This window comes from Streptomyces sp. NRRL S-244 (genome assembly GCF_000717915.1).
Taxonomy (GTDB): Bacteria; Actinomycetota; Actinomycetes; order Streptomycetales; family Streptomycetaceae; genus Streptomyces.
In genome coordinates this window covers 135,833-152,816 of the sequence record NZ_JOCX01000002.1, presented here as the reverse complement: position 1 = coordinate 152,816, position 16,984 = coordinate 135,833, and the positions used below count along the sequence as shown (strand labels likewise).

The 16,984-nt window shown below is 71.6% G+C and carries 15 protein-coding genes and 1 riboswitch; of the genes, 8 read left to right on the top strand and 7 right to left on the bottom strand.

What is annotated here, in order from left to right; all coding sequences use genetic code 11:
- Nucleotides 1–42 precede the first annotated feature (42 nt).
- Together IF02_RS0102965 and IF02_RS0102960 are read right to left on the bottom strand one after the other, a co-directional pair.
- On the bottom strand, nucleotides 43–1,059 hold the full coding sequence (locus IF02_RS0102965) for a carbohydrate ABC transporter permease (RefSeq protein ID WP_030153581.1): 1,017 nt from the start codon (nucleotides 1,057–1,059) through the stop codon (nucleotides 43–45).
- 104 nt (nucleotides 1,060–1,163) lie between these two features.
- Nucleotides 1,164–2,447 (bottom strand): extracellular solute-binding protein, encoded by a 1,284-nt coding sequence (locus IF02_RS0102960; protein ID WP_030153579.1) that lies wholly within the window; start codon nucleotides 2,445–2,447, stop codon nucleotides 1,164–1,166.
- Nucleotides 2,448–2,738: 291 nt separating this feature from the next.
- Between IF02_RS0102960 and IF02_RS0102955 the strand changes: the two genes are divergently transcribed.
- The 3 genes from IF02_RS0102955 to IF02_RS0102945 all read left to right on the top strand — a co-directional run bounded on the left by IF02_RS0102955 (nucleotide 2,739) and on the right by IF02_RS0102945 (nucleotide 6,052).
- Nucleotides 2,739–3,503, top strand: a complete 765-nt coding sequence (locus tag IF02_RS0102955) for a GntR family transcriptional regulator (RefSeq protein WP_030153577.1) — start codon at nucleotides 2,739–2,741, stop codon at nucleotides 3,501–3,503.
- Between the two features lie 108 nt (nucleotides 3,504–3,611).
- The gene (locus tag IF02_RS0102950) at nucleotides 3,612–5,858 is read left to right on the top strand and encodes a carbon starvation CstA family protein (protein WP_234318068.1); all 2,247 of its coding nucleotides are present in this window, start codon (nucleotides 3,612–3,614) and stop codon (nucleotides 5,856–5,858) included.
- The gene (locus tag IF02_RS0102945) at nucleotides 5,855–6,052 is read left to right on the top strand and encodes a YbdD/YjiX family protein (protein ID WP_030153574.1); all 198 of its coding nucleotides are present in this window, start codon (nucleotides 5,855–5,857) and stop codon (nucleotides 6,050–6,052) included. The genes IF02_RS0102950 and IF02_RS0102945 overlap by 4 nt, the downstream gene beginning before the upstream one ends.
- Nucleotides 6,053–6,104: 52 nt before the next feature.
- Here the strand turns inward: IF02_RS0102945 and IF02_RS0102940 are convergent, their stop codons facing one another.
- Complete coding sequence (locus IF02_RS0102940) at nucleotides 6,105–6,689, bottom strand: Uma2 family endonuclease (protein ID WP_030153573.1); 585 nt, start codon at nucleotides 6,687–6,689, stop codon at nucleotides 6,105–6,107.
- 78 nt (nucleotides 6,690–6,767) lie between these two features.
- Here IF02_RS0102940 and IF02_RS0102935 point away from each other — a divergent pair, with 78 nt between their 5' ends.
- The 5 genes from IF02_RS0102935 to IF02_RS0102915 all read left to right on the top strand — a co-directional run bounded on the left by IF02_RS0102935 (nucleotide 6,768) and on the right by IF02_RS0102915 (nucleotide 12,265).
- Nucleotides 6,768–7,268: a GNAT family N-acetyltransferase gene (locus tag IF02_RS0102935; RefSeq protein ID WP_030153572.1), complete on the top strand. Its 501-nt coding sequence runs from the start codon at nucleotides 6,768–6,770 to the stop codon at nucleotides 7,266–7,268.
- 76 nt (nucleotides 7,269–7,344) lie between these two features.
- A riboswitch (cobalamin riboswitch) is annotated at nucleotides 7,345–7,422 on the top strand.
- Nucleotides 7,423–7,583: 161 nt separating this feature from the next.
- Nucleotides 7,584–9,992 carry a ribonucleoside-diphosphate reductase subunit alpha gene (locus IF02_RS0102930; RefSeq protein WP_030153570.1) on the top strand — a complete coding sequence of 803 codons (2,409 nt, stop codon included), beginning with the start codon at nucleotides 7,584–7,586 and terminating at the stop codon, nucleotides 9,990–9,992.
- Nucleotides 9,992–11,005, top strand: a complete 1,014-nt coding sequence (locus IF02_RS0102925) for a ribonucleotide-diphosphate reductase subunit beta (RefSeq protein ID WP_030153568.1) — start codon at nucleotides 9,992–9,994, stop codon at nucleotides 11,003–11,005. Before IF02_RS0102930 ends, IF02_RS0102925 begins: the two co-directional genes overlap by 1 nt.
- A 112-nt stretch (nucleotides 11,006–11,117) precedes the next feature.
- Nucleotides 11,118–11,831 (top strand): AraC family transcriptional regulator, encoded by a 714-nt coding sequence (locus IF02_RS0102920; RefSeq protein ID WP_030153567.1) that lies wholly within the window; start codon nucleotides 11,118–11,120, stop codon nucleotides 11,829–11,831.
- Nucleotides 11,832–11,878: 47 nt separating this feature from the next.
- Nucleotides 11,879–12,265: a DUF3703 domain-containing protein gene (locus IF02_RS0102915; protein ID WP_234318067.1), complete on the top strand. Its 387-nt coding sequence runs from the start codon at nucleotides 11,879–11,881 to the stop codon at nucleotides 12,263–12,265.
- A 53-nt stretch (nucleotides 12,266–12,318) separates the two neighbouring features.
- Here the strand turns inward: IF02_RS0102915 and def are convergent, their stop codons facing one another.
- The 4 genes from def to IF02_RS0102895 form a co-directional block, all read right to left on the bottom strand.
- Complete coding sequence (def, locus tag IF02_RS0102910; RefSeq protein WP_030153563.1) at nucleotides 12,319–12,954, bottom strand: peptide deformylase; 636 nt, start codon at nucleotides 12,952–12,954, stop codon at nucleotides 12,319–12,321.
- Nucleotides 12,955–13,019: 65 nt separating this feature from the next.
- Nucleotides 13,020–14,030: a tetratricopeptide repeat protein gene (locus tag IF02_RS0102905; RefSeq protein WP_030153561.1), complete on the bottom strand. Its 1,011-nt coding sequence runs from the start codon at nucleotides 14,028–14,030 to the stop codon at nucleotides 13,020–13,022.
- A 93-nt stretch (nucleotides 14,031–14,123) separates the two neighbouring features.
- Complete coding sequence (locus tag IF02_RS0102900) at nucleotides 14,124–15,503, bottom strand: HD-GYP domain-containing protein (RefSeq protein ID WP_051695572.1); 1,380 nt, start codon at nucleotides 15,501–15,503, stop codon at nucleotides 14,124–14,126.
- A complete protein-coding gene (locus IF02_RS0102895; RefSeq protein ID WP_078621830.1) occupies nucleotides 15,500–16,978 on the bottom strand; it encodes an HD-GYP domain-containing protein in 1,479 nt (492 codons plus the stop codon). The genes IF02_RS0102900 and IF02_RS0102895 overlap by 4 nt, the downstream gene beginning before the upstream one ends.
- Between the last annotated feature and the right edge of the window lie 6 nt (nucleotides 16,979–16,984).

The window sequence follows — 16,984 nt, the reverse complement described above, 5'->3', positions numbered from 1 at the left end:
GCTTCGGCGCGGCGGGTGCGGGCTTCGGGGCGGTGGTGGTGCTCACTGCTCCTCCTCCTGCTTCAGGATCAGGCGGAAGTAGAAGGACATGACGACCACGAGCATCACGATCGTCAGGACGGAGATCGCTGCCGCGAGCGCGTAGTGGCCCTGGCTCTGGCCCTCGACGAAGGCGAAGACCGGCAGGGTCTCGGAGGCGCGGTCGGGGCCGCCGCGGTTCATCGCGTACACCTGGGTGAAGGCCTTGAAGACCCAGATCACCTCGAGGAACGTGGTGACGGTGAAGAACGGCTTGAGGTTCGGGAAGACGACCTGCCAGAACGTCTGCCAGCCGTTCGCGCCGTCCATCCGCGCGGCCTCGTACAGCTCGGCGCTGACGGTGGTCAGGCCGGCGTACATGTTGAGGGCGACGAAGGGGACGGAGCCCCAGACCACCAGGACGGTGACGATCACCAGGGTGGAGAAGCCGGACTCGAACCAGTTGTGCTGCTCGTAGCCGGAGAAGCCGAGGGTGCGCATGACCCAGTTCATGACGCCGAACTGCTCGTCGAACAGCCACTGGAAGACGGTGACGGAGGCGACGATCGGCATGGCCCAGGCCATCACCAGCGCCATCGACAGGACCAGGCGCATCCACGTGCCGAGGCGGTTCAGCAGGATGCCGACGAGGCTGCCGATCAGCATGATCAGCGCGACGTTGGCCGCGGTGAAGGCGAAGGTGCGTACGACGACGGTCCAGAAGTGCGCGTCGCCCAGCAGCTGGGTGTAGTTCTCGACCCCGTTGAAGGGTGCCTTCCGCTGGATGAACTCGATCTTGTCGACCTTCTGGAACGACAGGATCACGTTCTTGGCCAGCGGGTACAGCAGCAGCGTGGCCAGGCTGAGGACCGCGGGCCCGATCAGGAGGTACGGCAGCCAGCCCGCGGGAAGCGGCTTTCTGCCCCGGCGCGGAGCCGAGGGAGCGGCCCCCTTGGTGAGGGGCGGCGTCTGCTGCCCTCCGGCGGACTTCGGTGGTGCGTCCTGTGGAGCGCTCACCGCTCCCTGGGAGTGCACGGTCATGTCTTGGTTACCTCGGCTGCGGTCGGGCGTCGCACAGGTCGGTCAATGCGCGACCGGGGGTGCGGCGGGCGCGTGGGCGCCGGCCGCACCCCCGGTGCTACGTGCTACTTGTTGATGCGGCTCGCGATTTCCTTGTCCGCGTCCGCGCCCGCCTTGGCGGCGTCCTCACCCTTCAGGACCTTGGTCATGAACTCCTTGAGCGGGTTGGGCTCGGTCTCGACGTTCGCCCAGCCCGGGGTGACCGGGGTGATGCGGCCGTTGACGCCGCCCTTGCCCATGGCCTCGGCGAAGGAGCCCGCGGCGGGGGTGAAGTTCGCGGCGGCCTGGTTCGGGAGCAGCGCGCCCTTGGTCTCGGCGGCGTACTTCGTCATCTGGTCCTTGCCGGCGGCCAGCGCCAGCCACTCCTTGGCAAGCTCCTTGTTCTTGGAGCGCTCGGCGACGGCGAGGTTCGAGCCGCCGAGGAAGACGGTGCCGGGCTTGTCGGCGGTCTTGCCCGGGATCGGGAAGTAGCCGAAGTCGGCTTCCTTGCCCGCTTCCTTCAGGGCCTTCTCCGCACCGCCGGCCTCCCAGCCGAGACCGATCCAGGAGGCGACGCCGCCCTTGGGAACGACGTCGGTGGACTGCTGCGGGGTGGCCTCGTCCTTGTCCTTGGGGGCGGTGGAGTACGCCTGGAGCTTCTTGTAGAACTCCATCGCGGACGCGGCCTGGGGGGTGCCGAGGCCGCCCTTCCACTTGTCGCCGTCCTTGACGGCGAGGTCGCCGCCCTCGTCCCAGATGAAGCCGGCGAGGACGTACCAGCTCTGGCCGGGGAGGTAGATGGGCTGCGAGGCAGGGTCGGCGGCCTTCAGCTTGTCGAGGCCGGCGATCCACTCGTCACGGGTGGTCGGCGGGGTGACTCCGGCCTTGGCGAAGGCCTTCTTGTCGTACACGACGACGCGGTTGGCCGCGTACCAGGGGGCGGAGTAGAGCTTGCCGTCGTACTCGGCCGAGGCGAGCATGCTCTTCTGCCAGGCGTCGGAGCCCAGCTTGGCCTTGTCCTTGGTCAGGTCGGCGAGGCCGCCGGTGACCGCGTAGCCGGCGGTCTGGGTGTTGCCGAGCTCGAGGACGTCCGGCGGGGTGTTCTCGGAGAGGGCGGTGGTGACCTTCTCCTGGATGCCCTTCCACTGCTGCTCTTCGACCTTTACGGTGACACCCGGGTGCTTGGCCGAGAACTCGGCGTTGACCGCGTCGATCCAGGCCTTGGGCGCGGAGCCGTCCATCACCCAGACGGTGATCTCCTTGGCGCCGCCCGCGTCGGTCTTCCCCTTGTCGTCGCCGCCGTTGCCGCACGCCGCGACACCGACCATCATGCCCGCGACACTGACCGCCGCGATGAGCTTGCGCTTCACGCCACCCTCCTCAGGGATGCTGCCTGCAACTTCCCTCGCCCGCCGCGGTGACATGCACCAAGTACTGCCCGTGGGGCCGGGATCTGATCCATATTGGTTTAGACCAGTAACCGGAGCTTGGCCTAGACCTTTAGGGGTGTCAAGGGTCTAATGAGCGGGTGATCGGTCCGTTACCGGACCGACACCTGGGGGAGGGAGGAGGCCTGTCCTCCCACCCGTGTCACGATGTGACCGCACATATCGGAGGAGCCGGTGACGGCAGCGAAACTGGAGTCGGGAAGGCGGGCGGCGATGTCCACCGAAGGGGCGACCACCGAGCCGGAAGGCGGGGCGGCCACTCGCACGGCGCGGGTGCCCAAGTACTACCGACTCAAGCGGCACTTGCTCGACATGACCGAAACGCTGCCCCCGGGCACGCCGGTGCCGCCGGAGCGTACGCTCGCGGCCGAATTCGACACCTCCCGGACCACCGTGCGCCAGGCTCTCCAGGAGCTCGTCGTCGAGGGCCGGCTGGAGCGCATTCAGGGCAAAGGCACCTTTGTCGCGAAACCGAAGGTCTCCCAGCCGCTCCAACTGTCCTCGTACACGGAGGACATGCGGGCCCAGGGTCTGGAGCCCACCTCCCAACTCCTCGACATCGGCTACGTGACGGCCGACGACACGCTGGCCGGGCTCCTCAAGATCGCCACGGGCGGCCGGGTGCTGCGCATCGAGCGGCTGCGCCTCGCGAGCGGCGAGCCGATGGCCATCGAGACCACCCACCTCTCGGCCAAGCGCTTCCCGGCGCTGCGCCGGTCGCTGGCCAAGTACACCTCCCTCTACACCGCCCTGGCCGAGGTGTACGACGTACGGCTCGCGGAGGCCGAGGAGACGATCGAGACCTCCCTGGCCACTCCGCGCGAAGCGGGCCTGCTGGGCACCGACGTCGGCCTGCCGATGCTGATGCTCTCGCGCCACTCGCTCGACGCAGACGGTGAACCCGTGGAGTGGGTGCGATCGGTGTACCGCGGCGATCGTTACAAGTTCGTGGCGCGACTCCAGCGCCCCGCCGTCTGATTCGTAGTTGACTCTCGTTCCGCTATACGGACGGGGGCTTACGTTCACCGGGCGGGCCCCCGTAGATTCCCTGCGCTTACGCAGATGATCAACGAGGGGACGAGGATCATGCCGGAACCGGAAGCAACAGGTACAGAACGGAACGCGGCGAGTCCGGGCACGGCGGCGGACTCGCCCTCCGCACCAGGGACCTCGGGAGGCACGAACCCGAAGTCCGTCGCCGTCTGGGTGCTCGTCGCCCTCGTCGGGGCCCTCGGCTGGGGCATCCTCGCCCTCTCGCGCGGCGAGGAGATCTCGGCCGCCTGGCTGCTCGCCGCCGCGCTGGGCTCGTACGCCATCGGCTACCGCTTCTACGCGCGCTTCATCGCCGACCGGGTCCTGAAGACCGACAAGACGCGGGCCACCCCCGCCGAACGCCTTGACAACGGTGTCGACTTCCACCCCACCGACCGCCGCGTGCTGTTCGGCCACCACTTCGCCGCCGTCGCCGGCGCCGGCCCGCTGGTCGGCCCCGTGCTCGCCGCGCAGATGGGCTACCTGCCGGGCACCATCTGGATCGTCGCCGGCGTCATCTTCGCGGGCGCCGTCCAGGACATGGTCACCCTCTTCTTCTCCACCCGCCGCGACGGGCGCTCGCTCGGCCAGATGGCCCGGGACGAGATCGGCCCGGTCGGCGGAGCCGCCGCGCTGGTCGCCGTGTTCGCCATCATGATCATCCTGCTGGCCGTGCTCGCCCTGGTCATCGTCAACGCACTGGCGCACTCCCCCTGGGGTGTCTTCTCCATCGGCATGACCATCCCGATCGCCCTCTTCATGGGCTTCTACCTGCGCGTGCTGCGCCCGGGCCGGGTCACCGAGATCTCCGTCATCGGCGTCGCGCTGCTGCTGCTCGCCATCGTCGCGGGCGGCTGGGTCGCCGACTCCTCGCTGGCGAGCACCTTCACGCTGGAGAAGGAGACGCTGGTCCTGTGGATGGTGGCGTACGGGTTCGTCGCCTCGGTGCTGCCGGTGTGGATGCTCCTCGCGCCCCGCGACTACCTCTCCACCTTCATGAAGGTGGGCACCATCGCGCTGCTCGCCATCGGCGTGGTCGTGGCGATGCCGACGCTGAAGATGCCCGCGGTCACCGATTTCGCCGCCCGCGGGGACGGGCCGGTGTTCGCCGGGTCGATGTTCCCGTTCGTCTTCATCACCATCGCCTGCGGGGCCCTGTCCGGGTTCCACGCGCTGGTCTCCTCGGGCACCACCCCGAAGATGATCCAGAAGGAGACCCAGGTCCGGGTCATCGGCTACGGCGCGATGCTGACCGAGTCCTTCGTCGCCGTCATGGCGATCATCGCGGCCTGCATCATCGAGCCCGGTCTGTTCTTCGCCGTCAACTCCCCCGCCGGTGTCATCGGCACCACGGTCGAGACCGCCTCGCAGGCCGTGACGAACTTCGGCTTCGCCATCTCGCCCGAGTTCCTCGCGCAGGCCGCGAAGGACGTGGAGGAGGCCAGCCTGCTGTCCCGTACGGGCGGCGCGCCGACCTTCGCACTCGGGATGTCGGAGATCTTCTCCTCCGTGGTCGGCGGCGCCGGGATGAAGGCGTTCTGGTACCACTTCGCGATCATGTTCGAGGCGCTGTTCATCCTGACCACCCTCGACGCGGGCACCCGGGTCGGCCGGTTCATGCTCCAGGACACCCTCGGCAACGTGCACAAGTCCTTCAAGGACGTCAGCTGGAAGCCGGGCGTGTGGCTGGCGAGCGCGGTCGTCGTGGGCGGCTGGGGCTACTTCCTGTGGGTCGGCATCAAGGACCCGCTGGGCGGCATCAACCAGCTGTTCCCGCTGTTCGGGATCGCGAACCAGCTGCTCGCCGCGGTGGCCCTGGCCGTCTGCACCACGCTGCTGGTCAAGTCCGGGCGGCTCAAGTGGGCCTGGGTGACCGGGGTCCCGCTGGCCTGGGACGTGGCCGTCACCCTGACCGCGAGCTACCAGAAGGTGTTCTCCGACGACGTGAAGGTCGGCTTCTTCGCGCAGCGCGACAAGTACCAGACCGGCATCGACGCCGGGAAGGTCCTGCCGCCCGCCAAGAACATGGGCGAGATGCACACGATCGTCACGAACGCCACGGTCGACGGCGTGCTGTCGGCGCTCTTCGCGGTCCTGATCGTCATCGTGCTGCTGGACGCGGCGCGCACCTGCCTCAAGGCCGTCGGCAACCCGGAGGCGGTCAGGCTGTCGGAGGTCCCGTGGACCGAGTCGAAGATCATCGCCCCGGCCGGGCTCATCGCGACGCCCGAGGAGCGGGCGGAGCTCGCCGCCGCGGGCCTGGACTCGGGCGGTGGCCGCGTGAAGGAGCCGGTGGCGTGAGCGGGGTCCGCGCGGCGCTGGCGAAGGCGCGGTTCTTCGTACGGGAGTTCTCGGGCGAGGCGGCGTACGACCGCTACGTGGCCCACGCCCGTACGCACGACCCGGACGCGGAGGTCATGACCCGCCGCGCCTTCGAACGCGCCCGTACGGACTCCCGCGAGGCGGACCCCCGCGAGGGCTTCCGCTGTTGCTGAGCCCCTGACTCACCCGAGGGCCCCGCCGACCAGGCGGGGCCCTCGCGCGTTCTCAGCGCACCCAGTCCTTGAGGACCTCGGTCTGGAGGGTGATGCCGATGGGGTCGGGGAGCTCAGGGTCCTTGCCGTACGCCACGATGCGGGTGTTCTCGTACCGCCGGCCGTTGGGCTGGCTGTAGACGGAGATCTCGCACTTGGCCCGGTCGATCAGGAGGTAGACGGGGATGCCCGTCTCCGCGTAGGCCCGGGGCTTCTCGACGTGGTCCCGCCGGTGGGTGTCCGAGTCCCACGAGGTCACCTCGACGGGCATGAGGATCGGATCGGGGTCGACCCAGTCCCCCTGGCCGGCGAACGCCTTGGCCGGTGCGAGCACCGCATCCGGAATCGCCCGACCTGCCCGGTACTCCTGGGCCTTGATGCCCTGCCCAGAATGCAGCCACAGCTCGGGGCGGTGCTGCATGCAGATCCGCGTGAGCCACTGGATGATCATCCCGTGGTCGCCGTCCGGCATGGCCTTGCTCCTGATGATCCCGTCGATGAACTCCAGCCGCGTCCCCTCCCTCTCGCGGGCCGCTATGCGCGCCACGGCTTCGAAGTCCTCGGTAAGCATGTGGGGCCGGTCTGTCATCACGGTCATGCCTCGCTCGCCTTTTTCGACGGTGCTGTCCCCGACGATAGCGCCGGGCACCGACACCCGTCCGGCACACTCGACCGCATGGACATCGTGATCAGGGAAGCGCTGGCGGCGGAGTACGGGACGCTCGGGGAGATCACCGCGCACGCCTATCTCGGGGACGGACTGCTGACGTTCGGCGAGGACGATCCGTACCTCGTACGGCTGCGCGACGTGGCCGGGCGGGCGGCCGAAGGGGTGATACTCGTGGCCGCGACGGGCGACGGGCGGCTCCTCGGCGGTGTGGCCTTCGCCGCGCCCGGGAGCCCGCTGTGCGACATCGCGGGAGCCGGCGAGGCCGAGTTCCGGATGCTGGCCGTCGCCCGGGAGGGCCGCGGGCGCGGCGCCGGGGAGGCGCTGGTGCGGGCCTGCGCCGACCGGGCCCGGGCCATCGAGGGCGTACGGCGCCTCGTGCTGTCCACCACGGAGGAGATGACCGGCGCCCACCGGATCTACGAACGGCTCGGCTTCGTCCGCACGCCCGAGCGCGACTGGGAGCCCGTACCCGGACTCCCTCTGCTCACGTACGGTCTCGAACTGTAGCCACGCCGACACAACATCTAGGGGGTCGCGCATGACGCGGCCCCCACATGTATGCTCATCCTCGCTGTCGCCGCAGGGGAATCCGGTGTGAATCCGGAACTGTCCCGCAACGGTATGAAGTACACCCATTGGTGTCACCGCAAGTCCGATGACCTGCCGACAGTGCGCCCGGCTCGACCGAACCGGGTGTCGATACGTCCGGGCCTCGCGGTTGGGCCGGTGGACGCCGCGCGGTGCTGCCTCGTCATGCCCGCGCGCGCCCGCTCGAACCCGCACCGCAGGTGTCCCGGAGCCGAGCGAGGGAGAGCTCCCCCCGTGACCATCGCGCCTTCCGCACCGCGCGCCGAGTCCGACCCGTCCGACACCGGAATCGAGACCGGGGGACCTGGGGCCGCACTGCTGCGTACCCTCACCGAGCTGACGGCCGACCTCCCCGACACCGACCCGGGCCGGGTCGCCGCCGCCGCGCTCCGCGGACGCAGCGCCGCCGCCGACGAGGCCGAGCTGCGCGCTCTGGCCACGGAGGCCGCCGCCGGTCTGATCTCCGAGGACCCGGCGTACTCCCGGCTCGCCGCCCGGCTGCTGACGCTGGCGGTCGCCGAGGAAGCCGCGGGCCAGGGGGCCACCTCCTTCTCCGCCTCCGTCGCGGTCGGCCACCGCGAGGGCCTGATCGCGGACCGCACCGCCGAGTTCGTGGCGCTGCACGCGAGCCGCCTGGACGCGCTGGTCGAGCACACGCTGGCCGAGGGCGCCGACGACCGCTTCGGCTTCTTCGGCCTGCGCACCCTGCACAGCCGCTACCTGCTGCGCCACCCGATCACCCGCCAGGTCGTCGAGACCCCGCAGCACTTCATGCTGCGCGTGGCCTGCGGCCTCGCCGAGAACGACACGGTCCAGGCCGTCGAGGAAGTGGCCTCGCTCTACCGGCTGATGAGCCGCCTCGACTACCTGCCGTCCTCCCCCACGCTCTTCAACTCCGGCACGCGGCACCCGCAGATGTCCTCCTGCTACCTGCTGGACTCCCCGCTGGACGAGCTCGACTCGATCTACGACCGCTACCACCAGGTCGCGCGCCTCTCCAAGCACGCCGGCGGCATCGGCCTCTCGTACTCGCGCATCCGGGCCCGCGGTTCCCTGATCCGCGGCACGAACGGCCACTCCAACGGCATCGTGCCGTTCCTGAAGACCCTCGACGCCTCCGTCGCCGCCGTGAACCAGGGCGGCCGCCGCAAGGGCGCCGCCGCCGTGTACCTGGAGACCTGGCACGCGGACATCGAGGAGTTCCTGGAGCTCCGCGACAACACCGGCGAGGACCAGCGCCGTACGCACAACCTGAACCTGGCGCACTGGGTGCCGGACGAGTTCATGCGCCGCGTGAACGCGGACGCCGACTGGTCGCTGTTCTCCCCGGCCGACGTGCCCGAGCTGGTCGACCTGTGGGGCGACGAGTTCGACGCCGCCTACCGCAAGGCCGAGGCGGACGGCCTCGCCCGCAAGACCATGCCCGCCCGCGACCTGTACGGCCGGATGATGCGCACCCTCGCGCAGACCGGCCAGGGCTGGATGACGTTCAAGGACGCCTCCAACCGCACGGCGAACCAGACCGCCGAGCCGGGTACGGTCGTCCACTCGTCCAACCTCTGCACCGAGATCATCGAGGTCACCAACGACGGCGAGACCGCCGTCTGCAACCTCGGCTCGGTCAACATGGGCGCCTTCGTCATCGACACGGCGGACGGTCGCGAGATCGACTGGGAGCGCCTGGACGAGACCGTCCGCACCGCGGTCACCTTCCTCGACCGCGTCGTGGACATCAACTTCTACCCGACCGAGCAGGCGGGCCGCTCCAACGCCCGCTGGCGGCCGGTGGGCCTGGGCGCGATGGGCCTCCAGGACGTCTTCTTCAAGATGAAGATGCCCTTCGACTCCCCCGAGGCGAAGGCCCTGTCCACCAAGCTCTCCGAGCGCATCATGCTGGCCGCGTACGAGGCCTCCTGCGACCTCGCCGAGCGCAGCGGCCCCCTCCCGGCCTGGGAGCAGACCCGCACCGCCCGCGGCGTCCTGCACCCCGACCACTTCGACGTGGAGCTGAACTGGCCCGAGCGCTGGGACGCCCTGCGCGCCCGGATCGCGAAGTCCGGCATGCGCAACTCCCTGCTCCTCGCCATCGCCCCGACGGCGACGATCGCCTCGATCGCCGGCGTGTACGAGTGCATCGAGCCGCAGGTCTCCAACCTCTTCAAGCGCGAGACGCTGAGCGGTGAGTTCCTCCAGGTCAACGCCTACCTGGTGGACGAGCTGAAGAAGCTCGGCGTGTGGGACGCGCAGACCCGTGAGGCGCTGCGCGAGTCCAGCGGCTCCGTCCAGGGCTTCGGCTGGATCCCGGCCGAGGTGCGCGCGCTGTACCGCACCGCGTGGGAGATCCCGCAGCGCGGCCTGATCGACATGGCGGCGGCCCGTACGCCGTTCCTGGACCAGGCGCAGTCGCTGAACCTGTTCCTGGAGACGCCCACCATCGGCAAGCTCAGCTCGATGTACGCGTACGCCTGGAAGCAGGGCCTGAAGACCACGTACTACCTGCGCTCGCGCCCGGCGACGAAGATCGCCCGCGCCGCCTCCGGCAGCGCCGTGCCGGCCGCCGCAACCCCGCTCCCGCAGGCCGTCGACGCCGATGCCCTGGCCTGCTCCCTTGAGAACCCCGAGTCCTGCGAGGCCTGCCAGTAATGAGCTCCACCGACAAGAACCTCCTGGACCCGGGCTTCGAGCTCACGCTCCGCCCCATGCGCTACCCGGACTTCTACGAGCGCTACCGGGACGCGATCAAGAACACCTGGACCGTCGAGGAAGTCGACCTCCACTCGGACGTCGCCGACCTGGCGAAGCTGACGCCGGCCGAGCAGCACATGATCGGCCGTCTGGTCGCGTTCTTCGCGACGGGCGACTCGATCGTCTCGAACAACCTGGTGCTGACGCTCTACAAGCACATCAACTCCCCGGAGGCGCGCCTGTACCTGTCGCGCCAGCTGTTCGAGGAGGCCGTGCACGTCCAGTTCTATCTGACGCTGCTCGACACCTACCTGCCCGACCCGGACGACCGCGCGGCCGCCTTCGACGCCGTCGAGGAGATCCCGTCGATCCGCGAGAAGGCGCAGTTCTGCTTCAAGTGGATCAACGAGGTCGAGAAGCTGGACCGGCTGGAGACGCAGGCCGACCGCCGTCGCTTCCTGCTGAACCTGATCTGCTTCGCGGCGTGCATCGAGGGCCTGTTCTTCTACGGCGCCTTCGCCTACGTGTACTGGTTCCGCTCGCGCGGCCTGCTGCACGGCCTGGCCACCGGCACCAACTGGGTGTTCCGCGACGAGACCATGCACATGAACTTCGCGTTCGAGGTCGTGGACACGGTTCGCAAGGAGGAGCCGGAGCTCTTCGACGACGCCCTCCAGCAGCAGGTCACCGACATGCTGAAGGAGGCCGTGGAGGCGGAGCTCCAGTTCGGCCGCGACCTGTGCGGTGACGGCCTGCCGGGCATGAACACCGAGTCGATGCGCGAGTACCTGGAGTGCGTCGCGGACCAGCGCCTGGTCCGCCTCGGCTTCCCGCCGGTGTACGGCTCGCAGAACCCGTTCTCGTTCATGGAGCTCCAGGGCGTCCAGGAGCTGACGAACTTCTTCGAGCGCCGCCCGTCGGCCTACCAGGTCGCGGTCGAGGGCACGGTCGACCTGGACGAGGACTTCTAAGTCCCCTCCGGCCACCGCCGTACGGCTTGATAGCGTCCCCGCCCATGGGGAGCGACACCCGGTCCACCGGGTTCTCGGGCGGGGGCGCTTCGTCGTGTCCGGAGCCTTGGGCATGACCGGCGGCGGGTGGGCGGGGCGGGCCCGGCTGCGGCCCGGGGGCCTGCTGTACGGGGGCGCCGTCGGGTCCGCCGGCGTGCACGCGCACCACTCCGTGCAGGTCATCGCCGCGCTGGGCGGGGACGAGCTGCTGATGGCCGGACCGGACGGGGAACCCTTCGGGTGCCGGGCGTACGTGGTCCCGGCCGGGGTGCGCCACGCGGTGCTGCGCGGGGTGCCTCACGGGGTGGTGCTGCACTACGACCCGCTCTCCTCGGCGGGGCGCCGGCTCGCGGCGCTGGCGGGGGACGCGGGGGACCTCGTACCGGCCGACGCGCTGCCCGCCGACGCCTTCGCGGCGGCGTGTGCGCTGGACGCCGTACTGCCCGGGGCGCCGCAGCCCGCCGCGGCGGCGCATCCGGGGCTGGCGCGGGTGCTGGAGTGGCTGCCCGGCCGGGAGTCGGTACGGCTGTCCCGGGCGGCCGAGGTGGCGTGCCTGTCGGAGAGCCGCCTCGCGCACCTGTTCCGGGCGGAACTCGGGCTGCCGTTCCGGCCGTACGTGCTGTGGCTGCGGCTGATGCGGGCCGCCGAACTCTCCTCCCGGGGGCACTCCCTGACGGACGCGGCGCACGGCGCGGGCTTCGCCGACGGGGCGCACTTGAGCCGCGTGTGGCGGCGGATGTTCGGGATCGCGCCGTCGGACTTCACCCGCACCGTCCAGTGGATGTAGCAGGTTCGTTCAAGCGCCGGCGGCCCCCGCGGCGGCACCGTGGACGCATGAGAAAAGCGATCAAGAAGTGTGTGGCCGCCTGTACGGGCAAGACCATGCCGGCCGCCGTCCGCACGGCCTTCGAGGACGAGCTGCGCCGCGCCCGCGCCGCCGCGCCCGACACCCGGGCCATGTGGACCGCCCTGGAGCGGGCGCACATCATCTCCCAGGCCTGGGCCTGGCCCCACACCCGTGCCCACTGGCACATGTTCCGGCTCGCGGTGCGCTGCCGGGACCGGGCGGAGACGGCGGGGCAGGTGGTGCGGATCCTGGTGGCCGGGGCCGGGTCGGTGACCGGGCGCGTGCCGTACGGCAACACCGGCCGCACGGCGGCGGGCCTCTTCACCCCGATGCCCCTGCCGGAAGACCTGCGGACCCTCCTGGGCCGCGGGTAGCCCCCCGCCCGCCGATCCGGCGGCTTCGCGGGGGGGGCAGCGCGTCCCGCGGGCTACGCGTTGGGGACGGTCTCGTAGCGCGGGGTGCCCTCTTCCATCTGGCGGAGGGCGTCCTTGCGGTCCCGCTTCGAGAGGCGGTCGATGTACAGGTACCCGTACAGGTGGTCCGTCTCGTGCTGGAGGCAGCGCGCGAAGTAGCCCGTGCCGCGCACCTTGATCGGGTTGCCCTGCGCGTCCTGGCCGGTCACCTCGGCGTAGTCCGGGCGGGCCAGCGAGGCGTACGCGGTCGGCACCGACAGGCAGCCCTCGTTGGAGTCGTCGAGCACGCGGGAGCCGGCCGGCAGCTCCACCAGCTTCGGGTTGACCACGACACCGGTGTGGCGCACGCCGTCGTCGTCCGGGCAGTCGTAGACGAAGACCTTGGCGTCCACGCCGATCTGGTTGGCGGCCAGGCCCACGCCCTCGGCGGCCTTCTGGCTGGCGAACATGTCGTCGATCAGCTGCGCCAGTTCGTCGCCGAACTCGGTGACGTCCTTGCACTCACGGTGCAGGACGGGGTTGCCGACCACCGTGATCGGGCGGGCGGTGCCGCGCTCGCGGTGGGCGAGCTCGCGCGCCTCACAGTCCTCGGTGTCCACGACGTACCCGTCGTTGACGATCTCGACGACCTCGTTCTCCTGCTGCGCCATGTCCGCCGTACGCCTTCCGTAAGTCCACCCGTTCACAATGTGCCGGTACAGCCTACGGTGCCGGGTCAGCAGACCTCTTCGAGATCCCGCCATTCACGGGTGTCCGGGCTGTCCGCGACCCAGCCGTCGAGCAGTCCGCGCACCAGGCCGGCCGGCGCCGCGATCCCGCATTCGCGCTCCGGCACCCACAGCGGGCCGGAACCGTTCGTACGGTGGCCCAGCGGTCCGGGATGCCCCGGTTCGCTGTGGTCGTGCGGGTCCAGCTGCTCCCCGTCGCCCTCGCCGCTCGGCATCACGCTCTCCGAGCAGGTCCGGCACAGCAGCCGCACCGAGGACGACCAGTCCTCGGCGGCGAAGCCCGCGTCCGAGGCCAGCTGCTCCAGCGCGTCCCGGTCCGCCTCGGTCGCCGCCTCCAGCAGCACCACCCAGGTCGGCACCGGCGAGGGCGCCCACAGCTCGATCTCGTCGAAGACCGGGTACGAGGGGCCGGCCGCGGTGACCCGCTCGCCGTGCGGGACCCCGTCGTGCAGGACGACCTCGCCCCAGCGCCGCCCCGAGGAGGGCAGCGGGATCGACAGGACCTCCATGCGGGCCGGGTCCAGCCGGCGGCCCCAGACCACCTCGGCCTCCCCCTCGGGGGACAGCCGTACGGCGGCGCTGCCGAGCTCCATGCCGACCGGTTCGCCGCTGCCCTTCGCGGGGTGGGTGCCCGAGCCGTGCGGGTCCCCGGGCACCTTCAGCCCGTACGCCTGCCAGGCCCGGCGGGCCAGTGGCCAGTCCTGCAGCGCGGTCGCGGCGATCCCGACGTTCCACCAGTCCGGGGCGCCGGTCTCGCGGTCCAGCAGGGCCACGGCGCGCAGTCCGGCGGCCCGCGCCTGCTCCCAGTCGTGCCGGAACTTGTGCAGCAGGGCGAGGTTGAACCAGGACTCGGACAGCCAGGGCTCCAGGTCCGCGGCTCTGGTCAGCAGCGCGCCCGCGTCCTCGTACCGCCCGTCGCCGATCAGCGTGAACGCGCGGTCGGTGGCCTGCCGCCACGAGGCGGAGGGCCTATGCCGTACCTTCCCGAAGATCCTCACGATTCCCGCCTGCCGGTCCAACGGTGCAGTCTTGCGGACACTCCTACTGGCATCCAACCATGCCCACTCGGACGGCCGCTCATTACCCATGGGTTACCCAGGCGGGACGGGAACAACTCTGTCACGTCCGCCCCTGGCCAGAACCCTTGCGAGACACTCCACGACCTCCGGCTGGTAGTCGCGCCCGGTGCCCAGCCGCAGCTGCTCCAGGGCCGCGAGGGAGCCGCCCGGGTGACGGGCCCCGCCGAGCAGGTCGTCGTACGCGTTGACCGCCCGTACGATGCGCGCCGCGACGGGCTGGTCCCGGTACGGGTCGGCCTGCCGCTCCACGATGACGGCCACCTCGGCGGGCACCCCGGTCTGCCGGGCCACGTCCCCGCCGAGCGCGGCGATCCGGCGGGCCTCGGCGGCGGGGAGCCCGGCGGTGGCCCCGGCCCGGACCGGGTCGACGAGGGAGAGCTGGCCGATGTCGTGCATGAGGGCGGCGTACTCCAGCACCGTGAGCTCCCGCTCCGACAGGCCCAGCTCCCGGCCGACGGCGCAGCTCAGGGCGGCGACCCGGCGGGAGTGCCCGGGGCGGGTGTACCCGGCGACCTCGGTGGCCCGGGCCAGGGAGGTGATGGTCTGGCGGTAGGCGGTGCGGATCGCGGTGATCCGGTGGAAGGACAGCTGCGTCAGCAGCAGCGGTACGCAGAAGACGGGCAGGGCCCACAGACCGGCGACGGCCACCCCGAGGGCCATGACGACCCCGGTGGCGCAGATCGCCGAGCCGATGCCGAGCCGGGCGCGCAGCTCGTCGCGGAGCAGGGGCCCGTACGGCCAGCCCGTGCGGGCGCGGGCCAGGGCGGCGGCGAGCACGGCGTCGCACAGGGCGGTGAGGCCGAGCAGGAGGAGCAGGAAGGGGACGAGGTACGGACCCTGCCCGATCCCGGGCTCCAGGCGGCCGGAATTGTAGAGCGGCTGGAAACAGACGGCGGCGAAGGCGACGGTGAGGACCCGGCGGGCCAGGTGGTCGGCGCCGGGAGCACGGCCGCGGGCGATGTGGGGGACGATCCCGGCGAGCGCCGCGGCGGCGACGACCGTGACGATCTGGAGCACCCCGTGGTGGGTGGGCTCGGCGGCGTCCGGGCCGAGCAGGGCGTACGCGAGGGCGCCGGCGAAGGCCAACGGCGCGGGCCGGCGGTCGTCGGCCGCGTCCGGTGCGGCTGCCGCGGGGGCCCGGGCACCCCAGGCGTCCCAGGTGTCACGGGGGTCGTGGGCGTCACGGGGGCCGCGCACCTCCCGGACCCCCCGGGCGTCCCGGCCGTCGCGGCGGGCGAGCTCGCCGCAGGCGATCAGGGCACCGAAGGCCAGGGCGGTGCCGGGTTCGACGACGCCGTTCCACAGGGTGTGCCCGAGCCCGGCCAGGGTGAGCACCACGGCGGCCCCGCGCACCCCCCACACGACCGCGCCCCGGAGCGCCGCGCCCCTCACGCCCCGGCCCCGCCGTCCGGTTCCCGCCCGCTGCGCGGGTCCACGGTCCGTACGCGCGTCCGGGCGCCCTGGGCCGGGAGCCCGGACAGCGCGGGCCCGCCGGGGTCCGGGGCCGCGGGAGCTGCCGCCGCGGCCCGGCCGGGGGCGGAACCGGCCGGGATCACCTGGAGGTCGTCCTCGTCCGCCGTGACCACCGGGTGCCAGCCGTCCCGGCCGATCGCCTCGACCAGCGCGTGCACCATCACCGGGTCGAAGTGGGCCCCGGCGCACCGCTCCAGCTCGGCCAGGGCCACCGGCACCGGCCGGGCCCGGCTGTACGAGCGGGTCGAGGTCATCGCGTCGAAGGCGTCGGCCACCGCCACCACCCGGGCCGGCACCGGGATCTGCTCGCCGGTCAGCCCGTACGGATATCCGGAGCCGTCGACCCGCTCGTGGTGGTGCAGGATCGCGGACCGGGCCTCGCCCAGGAAACCGATGCCGCGGACCATCTCGTGCCCGTACTCGGGATGCAGCTCGATGACCCGCCGCTCCTCGGGGGTCAGCGGGCCGTCCTTGCGCAGGAGCCGGGTCGGGACGCCGATCTTGCCGACGTCGTGCAGGATCCCGGCGATGCGGACGACTTCGAGCCGGTCGCCGTCCATGCCCAGCTCGCGGGCGATCATCGCGGAGGCCTGGCCGACGCGCTCGCCGTGGCCGCGCGTATAGCGGTCCTTGAGCTCGACGGCCTGGACGAGCGCCCGGATCGTGGCCTGGTGGGCGGCCCGTTCGCGGTGGTACTGGGCGAAGACCCAGCAGGAGATGTACATCGGCAGCAAGACGAGCAGCGCGGCCGGGAGCCCGTACGGGCTGCGCCACAGCACGGCCATCATCAGCCCGGCGAGACCGTGCACGCAGTGCGGGACCAGGGTGCGGGTGAGCAGTCCGCGCCACGCCCTGCGCAGGGGCCGGCGTTCGGCGGCCGCCAGCACGCCCCCGTCGAGGGCGGCCAGTACGAGGCAGAAGGCGGCGGCCGCGGCCGCCGCGGGCAGCAGCGCGTACGGGAAGTCCGCGAGCCGGCCGGCCGAGGGAGCACCGCCCAGCAGCCCGAACGTCCGCCCCGCGGCCCAGGCGGCGACGGCCTGCTGCGCCGCGTGCCACACGCGCCGGACCCAGGCGGGCCGCCCCGCCACCGCCTGGGCGAAGGCGCCGGGCAGGGCGACGAGCGCGGCGGCGGCCGGCGGCAGCAGGAAGACGGCGGCGAGCAGCACGGGGAAGAACGAGCCGATGCCCTCGGGAACCCGGACCCGGTTGCCCGGCAGCGGGCAGATCCGGACCAGTTCGCAGCCGAGGTAGAGGAAGGCGAGCAGCGCGACGGCGGGCCAGGGGGTGCCGGAAGCGGCGAAGGCCGGGGCGGTGCAGGCGAATGCCGCGAGGACGGCGCCGAGGACGACGGCCCACAGGAGACGGGGACGCGCCGACGGTGGAAGTACCCGCATGGCGCT

Bases quoted from the DNA above. Each gene is read 5' to 3' on its own strand.
- IF02_RS0102935 (WP_030153572.1), top strand. From the start codon at position 6,768: ATGGACATCGTGATCAGGGAAGCGCTGGCGGCGGAGTACGGGACGCTC.
- IF02_RS0102915 (WP_234318067.1), top strand. From the start codon at position 11,879: ATGAGAAAAGCGATCAAGAAGTGTGTGGCCGCCTGTACGGGCAAGACC.
- IF02_RS0102955 (WP_030153577.1), top strand. From the start codon at position 2,739: ATGTCCACCGAAGGGGCGACCACCGAGCCGGAAGGCGGGGCGGCCACT.
- IF02_RS0102895 (WP_078621830.1), bottom strand. From the start codon at position 16,978: ATGCGGGTACTTCCACCGTCGGCGCGTCCCCGTCTCCTGTGGGCCGTC.
- IF02_RS0102925 (WP_030153568.1), top strand. From the start codon at position 9,992: ATGAGCTCCACCGACAAGAACCTCCTGGACCCGGGCTTCGAGCTCACG.
- def (WP_030153563.1), bottom strand. From the start codon at position 12,954: ATGGCGCAGCAGGAGAACGAGGTCGTCGAGATCGTCAACGACGGGTAC.
- IF02_RS0102940 (WP_030153573.1), bottom strand. From the start codon at position 6,689: ATGACCGTGATGACAGACCGGCCCCACATGCTTACCGAGGACTTCGAA.
- IF02_RS0102920 (WP_030153567.1), top strand. From the start codon at position 11,118: ATGACCGGCGGCGGGTGGGCGGGGCGGGCCCGGCTGCGGCCCGGGGGC.
- IF02_RS0102965 (WP_030153581.1), bottom strand. From the start codon at position 1,059: ATGACCGTGCACTCCCAGGGAGCGGTGAGCGCTCCACAGGACGCACCA.
- IF02_RS0102950 (WP_234318068.1), top strand. From the start codon at position 3,612: ATGCCGGAACCGGAAGCAACAGGTACAGAACGGAACGCGGCGAGTCCG.